Origin of the sequence: Chryseobacterium sp. D764, from assembly GCF_019317325.1 — a bacterium.
Lineage (GTDB): Bacteria > Bacteroidota > Bacteroidia > Flavobacteriales > Weeksellaceae > Chryseobacterium.
The window spans coordinates 1,314,070-1,334,456 of sequence record NZ_CP079219.1 but is presented as its reverse complement, the minus strand read 5'-3'; the positions used below and the strand labels follow the sequence as shown (position 1 = coordinate 1,334,456).

Here is a 20,387-nt window from a genome sequence, read left to right as displayed (position 1 = left end):
CATGAAGGTTTTTAAAATTGCTATTTATTCTTTCTTAGTTTCGGCTTCACTCTGGAGCTGCATTCCATCGTACAGTGCATATCCTAAAGAGTATAATCGCGCAAAAACTGACTTTCCGAAGCAAAAGGCTTTTGTAGTGAACAAAGAGCTTAAGAATGAATTTGAGATTTTAAAACATTCAGATATTTATGAAATTGTAGAAGACAGTACCCATACAGCTAAAATAACACTGCATCCGATGCTTACCCGTACTCCTCCATGTGGAAATCCTATGATTGGGAGTATGCTTACAGTCGGGTTATTGCCTTCAGGATTTCCGTATGATATTTCTTACAGTTATGATGTAGCTGAGAACAGTACAACGAAAAATTATCAATACAAATTACAAGTTTATCAAAGCCTTTGGCTGTTTAATATATTCAGACTAGGGAGAACTTTTTCAAAACAGTCAGGGAAAGCTTTATTAGGCAATTATATTGCTTCCAATAAGTAAAACCCGTTATATATTTTTTTCAAATAAAGAAAATATGAACAAGAAGATTCAAATATTATCCATATTATTTTTAGGAATTTCGTCAGTGGCGTTTTCCCAGATCAAGGAGGAAAAACTGGTTCTTAACAAAAAAAGAGAGCCGGAAGTGAAGAAGATCGAGAAGAAGAAGACTTCTGTGGAAACCATTAAAAACTATCCGCCGGAAGAGAAATCGCAGACTCCTGTGAAATATACCATCACGGATGTTCCTGCTGTTTCTGATTTCAAAACTTCAACGATTCAGGGTGAGGATGTTGCTCCGAAATTTGACGGAACGGCTCAAAATAATTATTTCCAGTTCGGAATGGGTAATTACGGTAAAATCTTAGTAGATGGAAACATCTCCAAGACCCTTGAAAATAAATTTGAAGTGGGAGCGGATGTTCACGTTCTTTCTACTAATGGTCTTAAAAAAGAGTATGACTGGAAATCCGGACAGACTTCTGCTAATATTGGTGCTTTCCTGAACTCTTACGGAGAAAAAGGAAAATTCAATATCAATGCTGAATATGGTTTAGACAACTATAATTATTACGGGATCTATGCGATGCAGCCGACTGGTGAGCTTGATCTGAAGCAAAAAGTAAATCAGTTTAAAGTAAACGGATATTATGACTTTTATTCCAATGAAATCTTAAATGATGTAAGGGTAAAATCATCATTCCTTAAAGATCATTTTGATACTCAGGAAAACCAGGTTTCCATTCTTGCCAACTTTTCCAAGCATGCGGTAGAATTAGGAAAATCAGGAATCAATCTGAATGCTGATCTTGGAGTAGGATTGGATGCGGTGAAGACTGATTTTGCCATCAGAGATAAAAACTCTTCCAATTTCTTCAATACCAGCCTGACTCCGAAAGTGACGTTCAGAAAAGGTGATTCCTATTTAATGTTAGGTTCATCATTCTCTTTCCTGAATGCTAAAAACTCTAATGATCAGCTGGAACAGCAAAAAAATAATAAGACCTATTGGTTCCCGCAGGCAGAGTTTCAGTTTGCTGCAGCCAAAGAATTTAAATTCTATGGTGGGGTAGACGGAGGCCTGAAACTGAATACTTACGGAGATATGTTACAGACGAATCCATTCATCCTTTCTGATCAGTTTTTAAAGCCTACAGAGACCAAATATCACTTTTATGTAGGATTGAGAGGAGACATTGACGAAACGCTGAAATACGACTTCTCTGCAGGGTATGGAAAGATGAGAGATATTATGTTCTTTAAGGGCAATGGTCTTTTTGATAATACCTCTGTTGAACGTTCTGCCTATAACTTTGCCAATACATTCTCTGCGGTCTATGATGATGGAAATGTAAGCGATATCAAAGGGAGCGTGCAGTATTTCCCATTAGCAAACCTGATTTTAGATGGAGAATTAAGATTTACAAAGTATGATCTTAAGAATTACGACAATATTTATAACGTTCCATTGTTCAATGCGAGCATCGGGGCAAAATATACGATGCTTGACAAAAAACTATTGTTAGGATTTAAAGGAATCTTTGCAAGTGACAGAACGACAAACTCTTTTGCCATTGAAGGAGTGGGATCTCCGGTAATCTACCAGTCTACGGAGAATACAAACGATAAAGTGGGTGGTTATGCTGATTTAAATCTTTCTGCAGAGTATAAAATTCACAAAAACTTCAGCGTTTTCGCACTCGGAAATAACCTTCTGAGCTCAAAATACCAGACGTACAAAGGCTATAAAGTCCTGGGTGCACAGATTTTAGGAGGAGTGAAAATTACATTCTAAACTTTAAGATATTTCAATAAAACAAAAACCTTACATTTCAGGATGTAAGGTTTTTTTATTACTTGTCTTTAGCAGTTGGTAAGACGTCATTCAATAAGGTAACCAGCATTTTTCCGGGTTCTTCCCAAGGAATTAAATGTGCTGAATTTTCAAACCAGATTCCTTTTTTTACAGGAGCTTTTACATTTTGTAACCATGCATTGGTGGGTTCAGAAGGGGTTGTATAATCGTGGCGTCCCATGAACATGAAAACGGGAATAGGGAAATTTTTTACGGTTTTGAAATCAACATTCAAAAACTCTGGTAAAAGTTTTTTCAATGTAAAAAGACTTCCGCCGCCAAGGGCATCAAGATCTTTTTCAGAATATTCTGAGAAGAGCAGAGGGGCCTGGAAATAATACCTTGAATTATTCCTGAAAGCCGTTAAACCACCATAATATTGCGGCCATTTCCTTGCAATAATAATTCTCTCCCGTGTAATCGCCTGATTTCCGGGATAGGGTGCAATGGATTTCAATTCTTTTATGGCAGTTTCATTTTTTAAACGGGTTGCTTCTTTTAAAGCAAACTCTACGCTTAAACGCTCATTATCTTTGGTATTGATAATCTGACCTATTCCAACATAGGAATAGAAGAGATCAGGTCTTTTTAAGGCAGCATTCATGGAAACAATCGTTCCCCAGCTGTGGCCCATCAATATCACTTTTTTCTTATTGTATTTTTTCTGAATATATTCCGTCAGCTGAATCACATCTTTTACATATTGGTCAATATGTATGGTTTTTCCCAAATTAACGGTATCATTAATAGCATAGGTTTTTCCTGCAGCTCTCTGATCATAATTAACGACTGTAAAATACTCTTCAATGGGTCTTTGAAACATCCACATAACCGGAGCTACAGGAGAGGCGGGCCCTCCGTGAACAAACAGTATAATTGGATTTTCTTTATTCTGTCCTCTTACATATACCTGCTGTTTTATACTTCCTATGGTAACAGGATAGCTTTCCTGAATCCCATTGGGGGAAACAATGGAGTCGAGATCTTTAATGATTTCTTTAGCTTTGGTATACTCATCATTGGATGGGGTATTCTGTGCAAAAAATACAGCTGTCCAGAAAAACAGAAAGGCTGATAATATTTTAATTCTCATAATTTTTGATCTTTGAAATGTGCTTTATATTTATGATATGAGTCTGAAGTTTATTTTGAATGTTACATATTTTATTTTTTAAACATCTGAACTTTAAATGTTTGCTCTTTTTCTTCATAATATTCCCCATTGATCCTGCTGCAAAAAGATAATCTACCTTATCAATGATTTTGTAATTAAACTTTTGCAGGCTTTATAAATTGTAAAAAAATCAGTATTTTCGCAGTCGAAATCATGACAATGGTATTTTGAGATTACTCATTACGTATTGTTTTATGAACACGGCTGCATAGTTTAATGGATAGAACTTCGGATTTCGGCTCCGACAGTGAGGGTTCGAATCCTTCTGCGGTCACTAAGCTCCTTTTTTAGGAGCTTTTTTGTTTACACACACACACAAATATAGATTTTTAGCAAAAATATAGCCCCGATATCCGGAGCTTTTATGATTAGTTAATGGGGGAATAAAAATATGAGAACATATGTATACCAAACCCTCTCTTTGAGAAGATTTTTGTAATATCTGATAAATGTTAAATTAAAATATGAAATCCGTACACTGCGGGAAATTAAAATGGCTTCCCTAATGATTTAGCCTTATCTTATTCCTCGTTTTTAGGTTTAAAATTTCTTCCTACGCCTTGTCGCAGAAATGTAATTTTTCCCTGTGTTTTCTTTGCTTTTTCAAGGATTTCTAAGGCTTTAGTTCTCTCATTAACCTTACCTGCGTGTGTTATATTGTCCTGAAGATCATTTTTTTTCATATATCAATATAGTGATTTTTTTTTATAAAAACAAATAATTTAATGGAGATTATGAAACACTTGTTTTTTTATGTTAAGTTTCTAATCAATATATTTTACAATTAAAAGGCCTTTCTTCGTCTAATTTCCAAATTTCTTGACGTGTATCCTTTTCTCTGATACTTTGATGATAAAGGGTTCAAGGTTTATTATTTTCCCTGCTTGAACTGTAAAGTCGCGGTTTATTTTCTCACAATAGGTGTTTGCGGGTAACGAACTTTCCACAAGTTCTATTCTGTAATTTCCAGACCCCAGGAAAGAGCCGATTTCGCCATTGTCATCTGTAACCACACGCTGTATAAACTTATTTTTATCATAGATGCTGAAAATAATTCCTGCAGTTTTAGGTTCAAATTCCAATGCTTTTTTAGGTTCAAATTCATAAGTGATTTTTCCCAGCATTGTTCCATTTTGATGGAGCGGAACTTGAAGAGAATAGCTGCTTTTTTTTACTTCAAATTCCAGTTCATTATAATACCATCCTTGCTGGATCACCTGTTTCAGCATATACTGACCATATGGAATAGCTTTGTACACAATTTTACCATCGTGATTTGTTTTGAAAGAGACATTATTGATCATAATAATATAATTTTCAGCACTTTGGTCACCTTCATCATAGACACTGTTATTATTATTATCATAAAATACAAATGCAGCTATTTCTCCTTTTTTGCTGGCGATAAGTCTGTTAGGTTGAAGGTTCAGGGTGACACCTGCTTCAATAGTAAAAAAATTATTGCTGAAATTGTTGGAAGAATAATTAAACCATGAAGAATTCAGGAATACTCCATATTTTTCTTTTGTATATTTCAGGTTAACAAATCCCGAAGGAGACTTACCATATAAAATATCATCAGTATAGGATAATCCTGAAGTAATATTGAGCTTTTCGCTAAACAGGTTTTTATTGACAAAAGCGGATACTGAAAATTTCTTATACATGATGTCCTCATTGAAATTTCTGGATGAAGCAAATTCGGAAAGGTAATAGCTGCCATGCTGATATATTCCGTTTATATTGAACCATTTATAACTGTAATTGCCAGTGATTTTCATCTGATATTCTGCATTGTGGCCATCGGGATACTGGACTGAGCCTGCTTCCAGTGCAAGTAATGAAGAGTGTTTTCTATTATTGCTTATCCATGTTGTATTCTGGATGATTCTAAGTGCTTTCAGTGTTTGCAGTTCCTGATTTCCTGAAGTATCAAAAAAATTATTGTAGCTGTTAGAGCTTTCCTCCTGATATTGCATGCCCACAGCAAATCCGGAATTTTTCCTTTTCGCGAAGTTGATTCCAATATCTCCTCTTATGGTATTTGATTTAAAATCATTGTTGTAAGAGTGAAATTTTGGTGAAAAGTTAGAGATCATCGCATTCGCATACAAATAGTGGTTTTCAAAAATGGGGGTTGAAAAATTCTGCTGTATTTGCAGCATTCCTCTTCTGTTTCCAGGATAATAGTCACTGCTGTAGAAATAGTTTCCATTCAGATTAACTTTTTTGATACTTCCTGAATACTGTGTTTCCAAAGCCAGAGAAGGCTGGGTAAGATGCGTATTTTCATAATAACTTAAACCACTGTATATTTTGGAATTCATTTTCCATTCTTTATTGAAAGAATACTGAATATCTGTACCTAAGACATGATGATTCGCTTTTTCATAAGGGTCATTTTTAAAAATATAGGTTGCTGAGAAATTTTTCGATGCATTTTGAGCGCCCATTATTCCTCTGGCATAAAAACCGTATCCGTATTTCAGAAAAGAATTTCTTTCAATAAGACTGAAACTCTGATCTACAAAACCTACTTCAATTTTCTTGTCTTTATCTGGAGAAGTGTAAGCATATTCTGCACCTCTTCCAAATAAGGAGACTTCCATAATTTTACTGATATTCCCTAAAGTGAATTCACTTTGCTCTTTATGATAAGATATATAGGTATTGCTTACAACAGGATCTCTTTGATTGTTCAGCGTATAAATATTACCGCGGATAAACATATAACCTGAAGGAAGATTAAAGCCGCCTGACCCCATCAGCTGATACATATCTGTAGTGTTGCCAACACGTCTGTAACTCGCAGTGACGGTGTTTTTGCTGTAATTTGAAAATATATCGAACTCCATATCCTGATAACGCTGGGTAGAAGAAACGTTTTGTACCGATATAGAAGTGTTACCAAAAATTTCCTTGTCCGGTTCTCTGAAACCTGCAATATTAATGGTAAACTGAGGGCTCTTAAGCAGATTTCCGGAAGGCAGAAACCGAAAAACAAATACAGAATCTTTCTGCACGTCGATAGTTCCTTTTTTTTCAATAAAAAGGTTCTTCTGGGCAGCTTCAGGAATTTTAAATACAAGGGTAACATGCTGTCTTTTATTTCCTAAATTGGAAACCCTTGCCCGGACTTCCAGAGAATCTTTATAAGTTCCCATGTAGACAACAGGATTTTCAGCTGTTATCTTCATGTTGTTATTCTCCATCACCACATAGGAAAGGCTCTTTTTTACAACCTCTTGATTTTTTTCATCAGTAATGGTGAATGTGAGATCTGCTTTACCGGAGATGATAGTGTTGCTGGTCAGTATTTTGATGGGAATAAACAGATTCTGGCCAGGATTCAGTTCTATCTCTGAATTGCTGTCAGATATTGTTCTGAAACCTTTGGGAGTCCTGACTTCAACCTTGCCTTTGAAATGTTTGCTTTCATTGTTTTTCAAAACGAGCAGGATTTCTATAATGTTAGGATTAGCCTGATTGGGCTCATTACGGATCTCCATGCTTATAGCTGTACCAGTTTGAGCCGAAATCCAAATGGAAAACGGGATCACAATAAAAAGTATTATTTTCCTGAACAGCCTGTTATGAAGCATTATAAATTATTGAGGAGTAATCTCGAATTGTAGGGTTGTCGTATAATCTTCTGCTTTGGCATTGATAAATCTTTGATCATTAGGTTTAGTAGAATACTTCATGTCATAATAAACATCAGTATTCTGTGTAGAACTACCAGCTGCGATAATTTGGGGCGCCGTACTCAGCAAAACAGTATATACAGTTCCCATGTTGCCTGAAATAGGAATCAGATTAAGCTGTACTGCATCAAGAGGCAGGAAGTTACCGACAGATGAACTGAACTGAGTCTGAAGGGATTTTAATTTGATCTGATACTTCGTATTGCTTTTTACAATAAGTGCATTAGAATACGTTACATTAGCCCCATTTACGTAATCCTGTATATTTTTAAATTCAAGAGTGCCGTTCATGGCGGCAGCTCCAAACTTCATAGACATCTCCGGAATATCCGTAGGAGTTCCTGAAAGCGTGCCGATCTGAAATTGAAAATTATGATCCATAGTACCAATAATATTGTTGTATTGATCATAAGCAGTAAACTGTAATGGCGCTGTAAAAGTAATCCAGGCAGGATATGCTCCCAGATAGGTTCCTCCTGCCAGATTCATGCTGTATTTAATCTGAAGGCTGTAATAACCATTCGGTTGTGCGGGCTGATTAAATAATGCTGCATTTGACTGGGGAATTAAGAAAACTTCTTGCCCTTCTTTCAAAATCACATTAAGCGGCATGCCAATTTGCGGGATAGACGGAACAGGGTTAGGGTAGGCCTTTCCTGAGGATGAAACCGGCTGAAAAGAAATTTTATTCGCAGGTAAAATATAATTTCCATTATTGGACGTGATAGGCTGTTTCAACCTTACCGAAACCCTCCAATAAGGGATGTTGATATTTCCATTACCAGATAAGGTAAGCGTGTACGCATCCGGATTTGTATTGCCGTTATAAGAATTAATCTGCAGATAACTGTTTACCCACGAGCTGTATGAAATTTGTGAAAAGCAGCTCATGGAGATCAATAACAGGATAAGAAACAGTTTTTTATTCATGCGTAAAATTCAGCTCTGCCAGCTCCAGATTATTGTTGTCTCCATAATCAATCATTACCGATGCAGTATATTTTCCTTTTAAAAGGGTTGAAGGAAGAGGTATATTCACTTCTCTTTTATTTCCGGGCATAGTATAGAAAATAATCTGATCAAGTGATACTTTATTGCCGTTTTCTGTATTGACAAGTTCTGTTTGTATTTTTCCATCTGTCCATATATTACCCTGATTTTCGAACAAGATGGTGAGGTCTTTTTTTGACTGAGCTAGGGTAAGATTATGGATTTCAATTTTTTTACTGGCTTTGGCAGTTAACTTATGAAAGAGTTTAATTCCTGAACGGATACTTACTTTTATATTGGCTCCTTTATTATCTACATCATTCACGGGATTCATCTGGCTCACATACAGAACAGCAGTATGGGCTAACATCTGATCTGACAACGTGCCGGGAGGAGTTATGGTTACATCAATATCTTTTCTTTCCCCGGGAGCTAGGGTAAAATAGGTGTCTTCATTTTTTATAGATATCCAGCTGGCGCAAGATGTTGGCAGCGTATTGGCCGGAGACATTTTGTTTTCTCCTGTTTCATTATATTCCCAGTCACCTAAACTGACAGCCATATCCAAAGAATTTTTTGCACTTACATTGGTTACGGTTACTTTCTGGGTGGTGCTTTTTCCTGCATCAGATTCAAAATAAAGTCTGGGAGGAGACACAGATACACCTGTCTGAGCTTTGAGTTGAGAACAGAAAAGGAGTAAAGAGAATACAATGAAGATATAAGATCGGTTCATTATTATACTTTGCTATTAAAGTACAGATAAAGTGCTACAATTTGTAACACTTTATCTATAGTAGTTTATATAATATTTAAATACTTATTGAGAAATAATAGTATATGTCAACTCTGTTGTATAAACGGTAGGATCCTGACCTGCAATATAATTGTCAAGATAAGCATTGGCTCCAGCACCTTTATATTCAATGTTAATCTTTTTGTCTACACCACCATTAGCGGATGTTACTAATATTGCGTCATTAGCTGAAAGCTGTATATTCTGTGCATACTGAGCTCCGTTAAGAACTTCAGTTCCGGCACTGGCCTTAATCTGGATTGTATTGGCCTGGATATTCTTTGCCCCACTTTGCAATGCTGCATTGGCACCTTTTACTTTAACCTGGAAACCTCCTGTACTATAAATACTTAAATGGTCAGCATTTACAGAAGATACTCCGTTTGCATAGTCATCTTTGGTTTTATAGTCTAAGTTAACAACTTTTTGAGAAGGATTAACGATAAGCGTTTGGATAGGTTTTAATCTAACATTTAAAGTTACATTTTGCTGAGCCTTGAATGCAACAAAACCAAATAGCGACATGGAGGCTACAATATATTTCTTCATAAAATAACGGGAGTTTTAATAGTATATTAATTCTTGTTTTTTTTCAGGTGCAAATGTAGAAAGAGGTATAGGTACTTATTTTGTGAAAAAGTACTAAAGATTTGTAAATTTGGTTTTGGAAATAATCTTGCTGAAAAAAAGTATTTTATAAAGAAATATGCGGATTTAAGTTAATTAAAAATTAAAAATATTGTTAATGTTATTAAATCAATATTACATTATTGTCAATTTACTAAAAACAGATGGTTGAAAATTTAAAAAAATAATATTTATTGCATGATAAATAAGCTATAGAACAGCCTATTGAGAGATTAAAGTTAACATCATAGAAGTAGACTTATCTTTAAACAGTTTTATAATTTTATCTATTTTTTGATTTATCATGAATTTTTTTTCTATAACTCCATCCTGACTTTTGATGAGGTTATACTCGTCCTTATCATCCTGTTGAATTCCCAGCTGAAAGCCTGACGGACTTGAAATGATTACAGAACTTATTTCCGGCTGGATACTTTCATCTGTATCATCAGCCATTTCGCTGTCACCTCCAAGCGCCAGCATTTGTGTAGGATAAAGTCTTACATTCACCTGAACATCATCCGTCTGCGCATAGATGCTCATGGAAACAAAAAAGAAAATTACTGAAAAAATATATCTTTTCAACATATATTAATTTTTCACTGATCTGTTATTTATCCAAAAATACAATATTATTTTTACATTATTTCATTTCTGAGGGATTTTTTCCTGTATGTTTTTTAATAAAATTACTGAAATTTCCTTCATCACTGAATCCCAGATCATAAGCAATTTCAGAAATGTTGTAGCCTGAAAAACTAAGGGATTTTTTACACTCATTAATAAGTTTTTCAATAATAATGTGTTTGGCAGTTTTTCCCAGAACATACTCGGTCATTTCAGTTAGTTTTCTGGGAGTGATATTGAGTTCATTAGCATAGTGGGAAACCTTTTTAGCTTTTTTATAGTCTCTCTGCAAAAGCACTTTAAATCTATTGACATAGTGGAGATAATCAAATTTGATGTCTTTTTTCAGTGTTTCTGCCGGGATATGTAAAAATGCATCCAGAATTAATCTTTCAATAGCGTTATGGGCTGCAGAAACATATAGACTTTCATCTTTATGCTGAAAGTTGTGCATCCTTCCCATAAAAACAATGTTCATTTCCTTAATATTTTCAAAAGGTGCTATAAAAACATCAGAATCATAATTGAAAAAAAGCCTTGAATTGATAAACATGCTGTCTTTTGCAGATCTTTCATAAAAACTTGAGGAAAATGCAATCACATAAATCTCACCTCGTTTAGTTTCACCAAATACAATTTGTTTTTGAGGACCTACAAATGCTATATGACCGCCTTTTACGGAATGTGGAATGTTTTCTATCTCTAATGTGATATCTTCGATAATGATATAAATACAGAAATACTCGAGTGTATTAAAACTTCTTTTATTATTATTTCTCTGTATTATATTATTCAATGTGTTGATGCTAAATCCTAAATTCTTTAATTGGTCTGTAATAACGTACATAGTTAAGCTTCAATAAAATGATTAATTTGTTATGTAAAGGCACATTATAAAGCTAAAATGAGTTTAAATATCAAACGATGTGGCATAGTTAGGATATTTGGGTACTTATTTTGAAGCTTGAGTTGAACTTATATAAATGTATAAAAATATCATTAAATTCGGGCTGTTATCAGGATTTCTTTCAGATTCCTTACCCTAAAGTTCGCTTATAAATTATAATTACATTTAAGTATATTGAATACCTTATCTTAACATTATTAAAACTGATTTATTGTATTGATTATGAAATTTCTGACTTTAATATTAACAGATAAATCCTGCGAAATCATTGATTTGCAGGATTTTTTTTTATTTAGTTATTCTATTATAGTTTTCTGAAATGCACCAAAAGATTGCCGCAAAATTGGTTGAACTTTTATTTTTAAATGGGCTGGGGAATCTCAATTTGACTACAATCTATTGTTTTTGGGATGCATTTTTTTACTTTTTCACACCATTGATGAGTGTATATGCACACTGACGGAAATGGGCCGCCAATTGCTCCAGCTCCTGTTACTGTTTTTAATTCATTTCTTGAAAGTTTTTTTAGATTTTTCATAATACAAAATGTTTTTATTTTCCTACTCTTTTATATAAAGCTTTTCGGATACCGCTTATTTTATAGTTCAAAAATGAGATATAAGATATTCAATGCAAAGGAGAGGTTAATAAGTGGTGGTGTTTTTTATGTAAGTGAAGCCGTTTAAGGGTTTACTGTATGGATGGTCGTAGGATGAAAATCTGATAATCTTTATTGTAATGCAGCCTATTTTTTTCATATTGATAGAAAATACCTAAACTTTTAGATTGTAATACTCAATATCTACTTCCTTATTAGAAACCTCTGAAAAAGCTACTCAATGCTACTTGAAAAATGATTTTTATTGATTTCATTTTATGATTATAAATGGATTATCCGGCATAGTATAAAGAAATCCGGAAGCTGAAATATTACACAAAAGTGCTATAGACAGGCAGTTGATTTACATGTAATTTTACTATGAAATCAATCAATATCGTTAATACAGGTTTATCCTCAATCTTAAAATATAAAATCATGAAAACAACTTTACTTGTAATTGTATTAACCGCTGTTTTTTCAGGCAGCCTTTTTGGGCAAAGAAATTTTGAAATAGTGATTGAAAGAAAACTGTCATCGGCGGCCTGTACCTTAGGATATCTCATTGCAGATAAAAAAGTTATCTGCCATACGTTGGAACTGCCATGGGAAAATAATACAAAGAATATCAGTTGTATTCCTCCCGGATCCTATAACGGCATTTTGAGATATGATAAAAATGACGGATGGAGAATACAGCTTGAAAACGTACCAGACAGAGATGGGGTACAAATTCATATGGGAAACTATACAAAGCAGATCAAAGGATGTGTTTTGGTGGGAATGGAAACAGATATTAAAAGCTGTACTGTAGGAAATAGTAAACTCGCATACAGTAAATTGAAAGATGCTTTTTACGGAACCTCAAATCCTAACAGTACTCCTGATAAAAACATTATAGTAACCTTTAAATAAACTAATCATGAAAAATTTTTATGTAATCATGGTATTGCTTTTTGCCAATACCGGAGTTATTTGGTCGCAAGTGACACCAAATTCAAACAAATTTTCAGTCGAGAATTATGCAGCTATAGATAGTAAAGGGAAATATGCGCTTTACAACACCCACGGCTTTTATGAAAATGTTGCCAAGGGTACTGTTGCTAAGGTGTTTATATTGCCTATTCTTAAGTTTGATATCAATAATATTAAATATATAGACAATAAAGGAAATGAAACATCCAAGAGTTCTGATCAAATCCGGACGTTGATTATTCCGGTAACTCAAGAGCTGGCATTACCCAATGAAAGCCAGAAAGCATCGATTTGTGCTGCAATAAGAAGCACGACAATAGCAGCCTTTTATGCTCCAATTCTAAAAAATACAAACGGGCAGCCCGTGTTAACACCTTACCTGATTACTAATCCTGGATTGACCAATCATTTCTTTTCCTTAGCCAAGCAGTATGAAACTACCATGCTGGCTCCTCAGGAACAGTTGATTAATGATTATAATACAAATTTTCAAAGCCAGATCATTTCACCTACTGAGGTAGAATTCATTGTGGAAGCAGGAGGGGAGGTTGTTTACAGCAAGCGCATTTCAGGAACTCTGGTTGGAAATAAAAGCTTTAAAAATATAAGTATTGAAAATCCTACGGAATATGTTAAGAATCTGCTGGCCAACGGAAATGGTGATATATCGGTTAGCTATAAATTTAAGAATTCTAAAAACAGTTATATTAATGCGCATATAGATGGGAGTACAGTTGTTAACCAATTTTTAAGTGATGCTCAAAAGAGCAGTGTCAGCCAGAGATCAAGCGGATGGGCCTTTCTCGGTTTAGGAAGCAGCAGGAAATCGATGAAGTCTTCATTTAATCAGCAGGTTGACAGTCAGTATGATGCTGAAAAAATTAATAATACAAGAATCGAAATGTATGATGCGGATGATGATATGATTTATCAGTTTGAAGAAAAATTCTTTCCTGATATCTCTCGGGAAGAAGCCATTAAAAATCACTTTCAGGCAGCCGAAAAAGCAAAAGCGGAAGGAAACGAGAAATTGCAGAATTTACATTTGCAGTTTGCAGAATCATTGCAAAAAAATGATCCTAACCTAACTCCTAATATCGAAGCAGCTGTAGCCGCTCTTGGCAGAAAAGATTATATAGGATTTATAGCCAATGGAGTAAGATGGGGGAATAATGGAGCCCGTGGTAACACCACCTTTAAAAGGGTGCTGAACAGTACTGAAATGACTAAGACGGTGGAAGACTACAGCCATACAAAAACAATATCGGTACAGCATGCAGTTACTCAGCCTGTCATTGCCAAAGAGGATGTAAAGTTTAGAGCTTCTGTAGGGGTTATAGATGTTATTCCATGGGATGTACAGCTCAATATTTTTAATGGATATAATACCGTTTTTCAGAATGTAAAAGGGGTATTAATAGGCCCAACGACTTTAGGAGGAGCTTTACATCTTAATAATATCCTGCCGGGTACTCTGGTTAAAAAAGTAGGTTCTTATTCCGTATATGATGCACAAACATTTACAGATGCTTTAAAAAATTATGAGCCCGGCGAGAGAACTGATTTGACTTTAGTAGTACCCAATGCTATGAATCCCAATATTTATCAGGAAAAAACCGTACAATTTACTCTCGGATCTTTTCCGGTTATTGATTAGAATGGACTATCAGTATATATCAAGAATCATTAAAATGGCTCCTGTAGATTTTTCAGCAGGAGTTATTTTTTGTGGATTGTTCCCGTTGGAATATTTTAAGATCTGGAAATATTCCTCTCTTTTTGAAGTGTTAATGGGTTGATAATCTGATATGTAAATTTGAGTTATTATTGTTGATTGTGTGTAAGTTGCTGTTATTCAGTGCGATAAATATATTAAATAATATAGTAAAATTCCATATCATTTAATAAAATTAATTTGTACATTTAATTCATTCATGAATGTATCTTATTGGTAATTAATGTAATATGTTTAAAAAACTATTATGCTATAAAAGATAAAAACCATTAAAACATATAATCATGAGTAATGAAAATTTTAATCCCCTTGAACTTCTTCGTACAAAGTTCAGGTATCCGTTCCCAACCTTAAAAAATCCCCATGCGGATCAATTGCAGGAAATCACCGAAAATCAATGGATTGATGGTGAATACATGTGGCTGTATCAAAATAATCCTGATCTGCGTAAGAAGTACAAAAAAACCAAAACGGCCCACATCGCTGCCCAATGGTTTCCTACCGCTTCTGCTGAACGTTTCCGGCCTATCTGCAGACTGATGCTCTGGACACTTTACAATGATGATCTGTATGAAGAAAGTAAGCCTGATGACATTGATGATGTACATGCTCAATCCATTGCTATATTGAATGGTGAAATGTCTGTTTCTCAGTCTACAATACCTTTAGCTTCTATGCTTGCTTCGTTAAGACAGGAATTACTTCAGTTTATTCCAAAAGAATCCATGTATCGTTTCACACAGATGATCAGTAGGTATTTTAGCGGGCTTAAGAAGGAACAGGAATACAAAAAGAATAAGATGTTTCCTACAACGGCAGAATGCATTGTCTTAAGGGAAGATTCAATCTGCCTGTATCCTTTCCTGCAGCTTACTGAAGTTGAAACAGGAATCACCCTGCCGCCGGAAATTCATGATCATCCGGTGATCCGCCGTCTTCAGGCACTTGCCTGTCATCTGGTAACTTTTTTCAATGAAGTTCAATCTGTAGTAAAAGATGAAGCGACAGACAGTATCTATTATAATATTGTGAAGGTAATCCAGAATGAACACAGCATCTCGTTAGAGGAAGCCTGCCTGGAAGACCTGCGCCTCCATAATGAAGATCTTAAGGAGTTTATAGCCCTGCAGGCTTCACTTCCAGACTTTGGTATATGGCACGAGGCTGTGGTCAATTGGGTACACTATATGAGTATGGTATTGAGCGGCTGGAAAAATATATCCACTAAGCTTGACCGTTATAATGCTATGGAGTTTCCTCAGACAAATGAATTGAAAGAAAGGCTGAGCCAATTTTAATACCAAAATCGACAAAATTTCCAATTACATATTGCAATTTGAAAAAAACGAGATTATTGAAAATGTAATTTTTATTCTATTAAAATTAAAACAACATATTATGAACAAACAATTTAATGTACCAAAGCCGGTGTATCCTTGGGAAACTCTTCGAAGTCCTTTTGCAGGAACTTTAGACCAAGAAGAAACTATCTGGTATGACCAGGATTATCAGTTTCTTTCAAAAGAATCCATGGCAAGATATAGGAAAATGCGTTTGATAGATGTAGGTCCTTTTATGGTACCCGGTGCTGCTGAAAAAGAAAGAATTCTTCATGCTACACGTTTTGCAATATATATGACAGTAACTGATGATTATGCTGAACTTTTACCCATAAAAGAAATTGCAGGTTTTAGAGACCGGATTTTTGAAGTTATGATGGGGGATGACCCCAAACCTGGCGAAATAGGAATATTCCGCCAGATGCAAGCCAATAGAAAAGAGTGGATAGCACTTGGAATGCCAGATTTCTGGCTTGAACGAATGGCTAAAAAATATAAGTATAATTTTGTTACTGATGGAATTATGGAAGAATCTCCTTATAAAATCAGTAAGGAAATTCCTCCCATTCCTTTATTTCATTTAATTCGTGCCAATTCAATAGGTATGATTCCATTTGTTGATTTGATTTGCCCAACAACGGGATTTGCTTTGCCTGATTTTATTTATAATCATACTGTTATCCAGCGCATAATTATGCTGCAGTCAATTATTGTTGCTTTACAGAACGATTTTGCAACTATCGGAAAAGAACTTGCGATAGAATCAGAAATGTTCAATATTATCAAATTACTGATGTATCATAATAAAATGTCTTTTGATGAAGCCTGTAGGGAAGGAATGAGAATCCATGACGAGCTTGTAGATGAATTTGTAACGCTATCCAACCATTTACCGGATTTCAGCCCATATCAAAAAGAAACAGAAGAATTTATTTATTACATAAAGCAAATGATTAGTGGATTAAATAACTGGTACTATCAAAGTGGGACAAAAAGGTATGAACCGGGAGGATTTGCTGTACCACCCAACGGAAAAGGTGAAACACTGGAAAGGGTGGAAATTAAGCATTTTTAATGTGCAACTCAATAATTAATCTTCTAATTTTAAATGATATGAAACAGCAAGATGTTCCTGTTTTACAATATCCCTGGACCTATGAAATAGGCCCGTTTTTCCAATCATTCTATGAAGAACAGGATAGTTGGATTGATACGGATTATCAGTTTATGTCCGAAGCCACAAGGACTAAATATAAGAAACACGGCCTCGTAGAGGCCGCGTCTTACCTGTTTCCGGCGGCTAGTACCAAAGACAGATTACTTATAGCAAGAGCTGACTCTATTTGATGATTATTATGAGTATGGTATTGAGCGGCTGGAAAAATATATCCACTAAGCTTGACCGCTATAACAAAACAGAATTTCCAAGTGCTTCCGAATTAAAAGAAACATTAGGACATAACCAATTTCAATAAAAACTGAACAATTACCGTCGTATTAAGAACCTGCCGAAAGTTTAGAAAAGAGTGGCGGGTACACTAATATGCTTTGCAATAATTTTAAAATATAAATAAAGATGACACCAGAACAATTTAATAGTACAGATTACTTGCCACGGGGATGCTATCCATGGCCTGACCTTATAAATCCACATGCTGAACAAATGGGGAAAGATATGGATGGCTGGATTGATAATGACTATACTTTTTTGACAGAAAAACAACGGACAATTTATAAAAAGATGGAGCTTCATATGTGTACAGCACGTATGTGGCCGCACTTAACCTATGAGCAGGCTATTCCATGCAATAGGTTTATGCTCCAATATGTTGCTCTCGATGATCAGGTGGAACATTCTTCCCTTGAAGAGATCCAGGAGCTGCGGATCCGCTGTACAGATATTCTCAGGGGTGCTCAAGCCATGCCGGAGGAAAATGCGCTCTATCATCACATGGCAATGATCCGGGATGAATTTCGTGCTTTCATGCCAGACCTATGGTTTGAGCGTTTTGTATACTATTTTTATCAGTCTTTCAGATATGGAATCGAATTGGAATATCCATACAAAATAGCCCACCGCCCGCCATCACTGAATCTTTACAAAACCATTAGAGAATATTCTGTTCTAATGCGTCCTTATCTGATCTTTGGTGAGATTGAATCTGGTCTTGTCCTGCCGGAACATATCTTTGAGCATATCGTAGTGCAAAAGATGATTTCCCATATGACCCTGGTTGTTGCCTGGCAAAATGATCTTCACTCCCTGCCAAAAGAAATGGCGAAAGGAACAGAGGTTTTTAATCTGGTTTTTGTTTTGCAGCAGGAGTATAATCTTTCTTTGGAAGATGCTTGTGCAGAAGCTTTACGTATTCATAATGAAGAGCTGGCCAGTTTGAATGGCTTACATAATGAGTATCGGGAGTTTGGTGAATATCAGGAACACGTAGACAAATTCGTTTATTATGCAGGTGTTGGACTGCAGGGAGTTAATACTTTTTACCTGGAAACCAATAGGTATAAGCACGGAGGAGTTGGTTTTGCCTGGCCTGAGGATAACCTGACCCCCAAGACTGTAAAATAAGCTTAATTCAATATAACAATTTTAAATTTTAAAGATGAAACAGCAAGATGTTCCTGTTTTACAATATCCCTGGACCTATGAAATAGGCCCGTTTTCACAATCATTCTATGAAGAACAGAATAATTGGATTGATACGGATTATCAGTTTATGTCAGAAGCCACAAGAACTAAATATAAGAAACACGGCCTCGTAGAAGCCGCATCTTATATGTTTCCGGCGGCTAGCACCAAAGAGCAGATCAGACCTATAGCAAGATTTATGGTATGGCTGACTCTGTTTGATGATTATTATGAGTTGTGTCCGGTTGATCAATTTGCAGATATCAGAGACCATATAATGGATGTCATGCTGGGAGAACAGCCTAAAGCGGATGATATCGGACTTATAAAACAAGTGGCTCTAAGCAGGCAGGAATTTATTCCTTACGTTAATAATGACTGGTTGATACGTTGGACTAAAAACTTTTATAATTATACTACCTATGGAATTATGGAAGAAACATCCTATAAATTGAAAAGAGAATTTCCAACTCTTAGTAATCTTCTGCTTATCCGTGAGTATTCGGTTTTTATGTACCCCTATGGAGATCCGGTAGAACCTTCCATTAATTATATTGTTCCGGGGTATATATCTGAACATCCGATTATAAAACGGTTAAAAATGCTGATGTGCAGAATAATGGCGATTCAGAATGATTTTGCTTCAATAGAGAAGGAACTAGGAATTGATACAGAAATTCTGAACATTATATTGGTGATAAAGAATCAGTATCATGTTTCATTGGAAGAAGCTATTACTGAAGCAATGCATATCCACGATTCATATGTTCAGGAATTTGTTGCACTTCAGAATAATTTGCCTGATTTTGGTCTTGAACAAAAGAATGTTGTACGGTTTGTACATAATATGGCATTGATGATCTCAGGATTAGGAGCATGGTATCATAAAGGCAATTCCACCAGGTACAAAACTCCTGGTGAGTTTCCTAAACCAGAATATGGGATAATTACACAATAATCTTAATGAAAACACAGAGAGCAGGATCAATTCTGTTCACCCATATTCAATAACAGGCTTGAATTTTACTTCTGTAATCACTTTTAGAAGCTGTATCCTATATTTGCATCGTCAAATATAGGATACAGCCTTTTATTTGTGTTCATATAAACCTTTGTATCCTCTATTTAGTATGAAGTCTGAAGGTTTTGTAGAGCGGAAAACAAAAATTTAAACAAAACAATTATATAAAAATTTAATTGCGGGTTTCTTGATCTATTTCTTTGGAGTTAAAGAAAAATTATCCATATAAACAGCCTGATGTACCCCATTCAGTAAAACTTTCAGTCCCAGATGGGAGTCTTTTTTCAAAGAAATGGTATATGTTTTTTTCTCTCCTGTTATCTTTGAAGGCTTAGTGATTGAAACATAAGATTTTGCATCAGAAGGGCTGTTTACAGAGAAAAGTTCTAATGTTGTTTCACCTCCGTTATCCGAAAGGTCAAGAGAAAGCGTATAAGTTCCGGCTTTCATTTCCGGAGTTACCAGATACATATTTTCTCCTGGGTTGCTCATTGAATAAAAAATAATTCTTTTATCACTGGCATACAGCATAGCTTTCCCTGGTTGAGCAGTCCAGCATTTATTGATATCTTTCCAGGTATCAAAATTTTCTGCAAGAGTAGATACAGGTTTACACTGTGCATTTGCTGCTAGAAACCCTCCTATAACTGCGATTCCCGAGAGTACGATTTTTCTCATGTCTTATTTTTATTTATAATGAGTAAAAATAACAAAAAAAAATGTATTGAAATACTCTTGCTTTTATGATTTAAGTTAGCTTTTCAGTTGACATGCTGGACACAAATAAAACATCTGGGCTTTAGCCTTCTCTTAGAGAGGGCTTTTCGTTATATTTGTGTTCTGGCACCTATTAGTGATTATTTTAAAGGTATATTTCTTTTGTACGCTGTAGAAGGAACCTTTT

19 protein-coding genes and 1 tRNA gene are annotated in these 20,387 nt (G+C 35.2%); 10 read left to right on the top strand and 10 right to left on the bottom strand.

Annotated features, from left to right (window positions below; translation table 11 throughout):
• Position 1 precedes the first annotated feature (1 nt).
• Positions 2–493 carry a hypothetical protein gene (locus KYG33_RS06030; RefSeq protein WP_077416572.1) on the top strand — a complete coding sequence of 164 codons (492 nt, stop codon included), beginning with the start codon at positions 2–4 and terminating at the stop codon, positions 491–493.
• Positions 494–527: 34 nt separating this feature from the next.
• The gene (locus tag KYG33_RS06025) at positions 528–2,288 is read left to right on the top strand and encodes a TonB-dependent receptor (RefSeq protein WP_077418026.1); all 1,761 of its coding nucleotides are present in this window, start codon (positions 528–530) and stop codon (positions 2,286–2,288) included.
• 58 nt (positions 2,289–2,346) lie between these two features.
• Here the strand turns inward: KYG33_RS06025 and KYG33_RS06020 are convergent, their stop codons facing one another.
• A complete protein-coding gene (locus tag KYG33_RS06020) occupies positions 2,347–3,441 on the bottom strand; it encodes an alpha/beta hydrolase (RefSeq protein WP_077416574.1) in 1,095 nt (364 codons plus the stop codon).
• 283 nt (positions 3,442–3,724) lie between these two features.
• On the opposite strand from KYG33_RS06020, the gene KYG33_RS06015 reads away from it, so the two are divergent.
• A tRNA-Arg gene (locus tag KYG33_RS06015) sits at positions 3,725–3,796 on the top strand.
• A gap of 247 nt (positions 3,797–4,043) precedes the next feature.
• Here the strand turns inward: KYG33_RS06015 and KYG33_RS06010 are convergent.
• The 8 genes from KYG33_RS06010 to KYG33_RS05975 form a co-directional block, all read right to left on the bottom strand.
• Positions 4,044–4,205: a hypothetical protein gene (locus tag KYG33_RS06010; protein WP_156118919.1), complete on the bottom strand. Its 162-nt coding sequence runs from the start codon at positions 4,203–4,205 to the stop codon at positions 4,044–4,046.
• Positions 4,206–4,325: 120 nt separating this feature from the next.
• Positions 4,326–7,124 carry a hypothetical protein gene (locus KYG33_RS06005; RefSeq protein WP_219072847.1) on the bottom strand — a complete coding sequence of 933 codons (2,799 nt, stop codon included), beginning with the start codon at positions 7,122–7,124 and terminating at the stop codon, positions 4,326–4,328.
• 6 nt (positions 7,125–7,130) lie between these two features.
• Positions 7,131–8,156 (bottom strand): hypothetical protein, encoded by a 1,026-nt coding sequence (locus KYG33_RS06000; RefSeq protein ID WP_219072846.1) that lies wholly within the window; start codon positions 8,154–8,156, stop codon positions 7,131–7,133.
• Positions 8,149–8,952, bottom strand: a complete 804-nt coding sequence (locus tag KYG33_RS05995; RefSeq protein WP_180563962.1) for a molecular chaperone — start codon at positions 8,950–8,952, stop codon at positions 8,149–8,151. The genes KYG33_RS06000 and KYG33_RS05995 overlap by 8 nt, the downstream gene beginning before the upstream one ends.
• 84 nt (positions 8,953–9,036) lie before the next feature.
• Positions 9,037–9,561, bottom strand: coding sequence for a hypothetical protein (locus tag KYG33_RS05990; protein WP_219072845.1), 525 nt, complete (start codon positions 9,559–9,561; stop codon positions 9,037–9,039).
• Between the two features lie 300 nt (positions 9,562–9,861).
• The gene (locus KYG33_RS05985) at positions 9,862–10,227 is read right to left on the bottom strand and encodes a hypothetical protein (RefSeq protein WP_077416584.1); all 366 of its coding nucleotides are present in this window, start codon (positions 10,225–10,227) and stop codon (positions 9,862–9,864) included.
• 55 nt (positions 10,228–10,282) lie between these two features.
• Positions 10,283–11,113, bottom strand: coding sequence for a helix-turn-helix domain-containing protein (locus KYG33_RS05980; RefSeq protein WP_077416586.1), 831 nt, complete (start codon positions 11,111–11,113; stop codon positions 10,283–10,285).
• Between the two features lie 421 nt (positions 11,114–11,534).
• Positions 11,535–11,711 (bottom strand): bacteriocin-like protein, encoded by a 177-nt coding sequence (locus KYG33_RS05975; protein ID WP_175627242.1) that lies wholly within the window; start codon positions 11,709–11,711, stop codon positions 11,535–11,537.
• A gap of 498 nt (positions 11,712–12,209) precedes the next feature.
• On the opposite strand from KYG33_RS05975, the gene KYG33_RS05970 reads away from it, so the two are divergent.
• The 7 genes from KYG33_RS05970 to KYG33_RS05940 all read left to right on the top strand — a co-directional run bounded on the left by KYG33_RS05970 (position 12,210) and on the right by KYG33_RS05940 (position 19,420).
• A complete protein-coding gene (locus KYG33_RS05970) occupies positions 12,210–12,686 on the top strand; it encodes a DUF5675 family protein (protein ID WP_139348522.1) in 477 nt (158 codons plus the stop codon).
• Between the two features lie 7 nt (positions 12,687–12,693).
• Positions 12,694–14,403, top strand: coding sequence for a hypothetical protein (locus tag KYG33_RS05965; RefSeq protein ID WP_219072844.1), 1,710 nt, complete (start codon positions 12,694–12,696; stop codon positions 14,401–14,403).
• A gap of 362 nt (positions 14,404–14,765) precedes the next feature.
• Positions 14,766–15,779: a terpene synthase family protein gene (locus KYG33_RS05960; RefSeq protein ID WP_149386117.1), complete on the top strand. Its 1,014-nt coding sequence runs from the start codon at positions 14,766–14,768 to the stop codon at positions 15,777–15,779.
• A 100-nt stretch (positions 15,780–15,879) separates the two neighbouring features.
• Positions 15,880–16,896: a terpene synthase family protein gene (locus tag KYG33_RS05955; protein WP_077416596.1), complete on the top strand. Its 1,017-nt coding sequence runs from the start codon at positions 15,880–15,882 to the stop codon at positions 16,894–16,896.
• A 38-nt stretch (positions 16,897–16,934) separates the two neighbouring features.
• Positions 16,935–17,168 (top strand): hypothetical protein, encoded by a 234-nt coding sequence (locus KYG33_RS05950; RefSeq protein ID WP_219072843.1) that lies wholly within the window; start codon positions 16,935–16,937, stop codon positions 17,166–17,168.
• A 316-nt stretch (positions 17,169–17,484) separates the two neighbouring features.
• Positions 17,485–18,402, top strand: a complete 918-nt coding sequence (locus tag KYG33_RS05945; protein ID WP_219072842.1) for a terpene synthase family protein — start codon at positions 17,485–17,487, stop codon at positions 18,400–18,402.
• A 34-nt stretch (positions 18,403–18,436) separates the two neighbouring features.
• Positions 18,437–19,420 (top strand): terpene synthase family protein, encoded by a 984-nt coding sequence (locus tag KYG33_RS05940; protein ID WP_180563958.1) that lies wholly within the window; start codon positions 18,437–18,439, stop codon positions 19,418–19,420.
• A gap of 255 nt (positions 19,421–19,675) precedes the next feature.
• Here KYG33_RS05940 and KYG33_RS05935 read toward each other — a convergent pair whose 3' ends face one another.
• Positions 19,676–20,161, bottom strand: a complete 486-nt coding sequence (locus KYG33_RS05935) for a hypothetical protein (protein WP_077416604.1) — start codon at positions 20,159–20,161, stop codon at positions 19,676–19,678.
• Positions 20,162–20,387 lie beyond the last annotated feature (226 nt).

Coding starts and splice junctions, on each gene's coding strand:
- KYG33_RS05980 (WP_077416586.1), bottom strand. CDS start 11,113: ATGTACGTTATTACAGACCAATTAAAGAATTTAGGATTTAGCATCAAC.
- KYG33_RS05945 (WP_219072842.1), top strand. CDS start 17,485: ATGGGGAAAGATATGGATGGCTGGATTGATAATGACTATACTTTTTTG.
- KYG33_RS06020 (WP_077416574.1), bottom strand. CDS start 3,441: ATGAGAATTAAAATATTATCAGCCTTTCTGTTTTTCTGGACAGCTGTA.
- KYG33_RS05940 (WP_180563958.1), top strand. CDS start 18,437: ATGAAACAGCAAGATGTTCCTGTTTTACAATATCCCTGGACCTATGAA.
- KYG33_RS05990 (WP_219072845.1), bottom strand. CDS start 9,561: ATGAAGAAATATATTGTAGCCTCCATGTCGCTATTTGGTTTTGTTGCA.
- KYG33_RS05975 (WP_175627242.1), bottom strand. CDS start 11,711: ATGAAAAATCTAAAAAAACTTTCAAGAAATGAATTAAAAACAGTAACA.
- KYG33_RS05960 (WP_149386117.1), top strand. CDS start 14,766: ATGAGTAATGAAAATTTTAATCCCCTTGAACTTCTTCGTACAAAGTTC.
- KYG33_RS05935 (WP_077416604.1), bottom strand. CDS start 20,161: ATGAGAAAAATCGTACTCTCGGGAATCGCAGTTATAGGAGGGTTTCTA.
- KYG33_RS06010 (WP_156118919.1), bottom strand. CDS start 4,205: ATGAAAAAAAATGATCTTCAGGACAATATAACACACGCAGGTAAGGTT.
- KYG33_RS06025 (WP_077418026.1), top strand. CDS start 528: ATGAACAAGAAGATTCAAATATTATCCATATTATTTTTAGGAATTTCG.
- KYG33_RS06005 (WP_219072847.1), bottom strand. CDS start 7,124: ATGCTTCATAACAGGCTGTTCAGGAAAATAATACTTTTTATTGTGATC.
- KYG33_RS05965 (WP_219072844.1), top strand. CDS start 12,694: ATGAAAAATTTTTATGTAATCATGGTATTGCTTTTTGCCAATACCGGA.
- KYG33_RS05950 (WP_219072843.1), top strand. CDS start 16,935: ATGAAACAGCAAGATGTTCCTGTTTTACAATATCCCTGGACCTATGAA.
- KYG33_RS06030 (WP_077416572.1), top strand. CDS start 2: ATGAAGGTTTTTAAAATTGCTATTTATTCTTTCTTAGTTTCGGCTTCA.
- KYG33_RS05970 (WP_139348522.1), top strand. CDS start 12,210: ATGAAAACAACTTTACTTGTAATTGTATTAACCGCTGTTTTTTCAGGC.
- KYG33_RS06000 (WP_219072846.1), bottom strand. CDS start 8,156: ATGAATAAAAAACTGTTTCTTATCCTGTTATTGATCTCCATGAGCTGC.
- KYG33_RS05995 (WP_180563962.1), bottom strand. CDS start 8,952: ATGAACCGATCTTATATCTTCATTGTATTCTCTTTACTCCTTTTCTGT.
- KYG33_RS05985 (WP_077416584.1), bottom strand. CDS start 10,227: ATGTTGAAAAGATATATTTTTTCAGTAATTTTCTTTTTTGTTTCCATG.
- KYG33_RS05955 (WP_077416596.1), top strand. CDS start 15,880: ATGAACAAACAATTTAATGTACCAAAGCCGGTGTATCCTTGGGAAACT.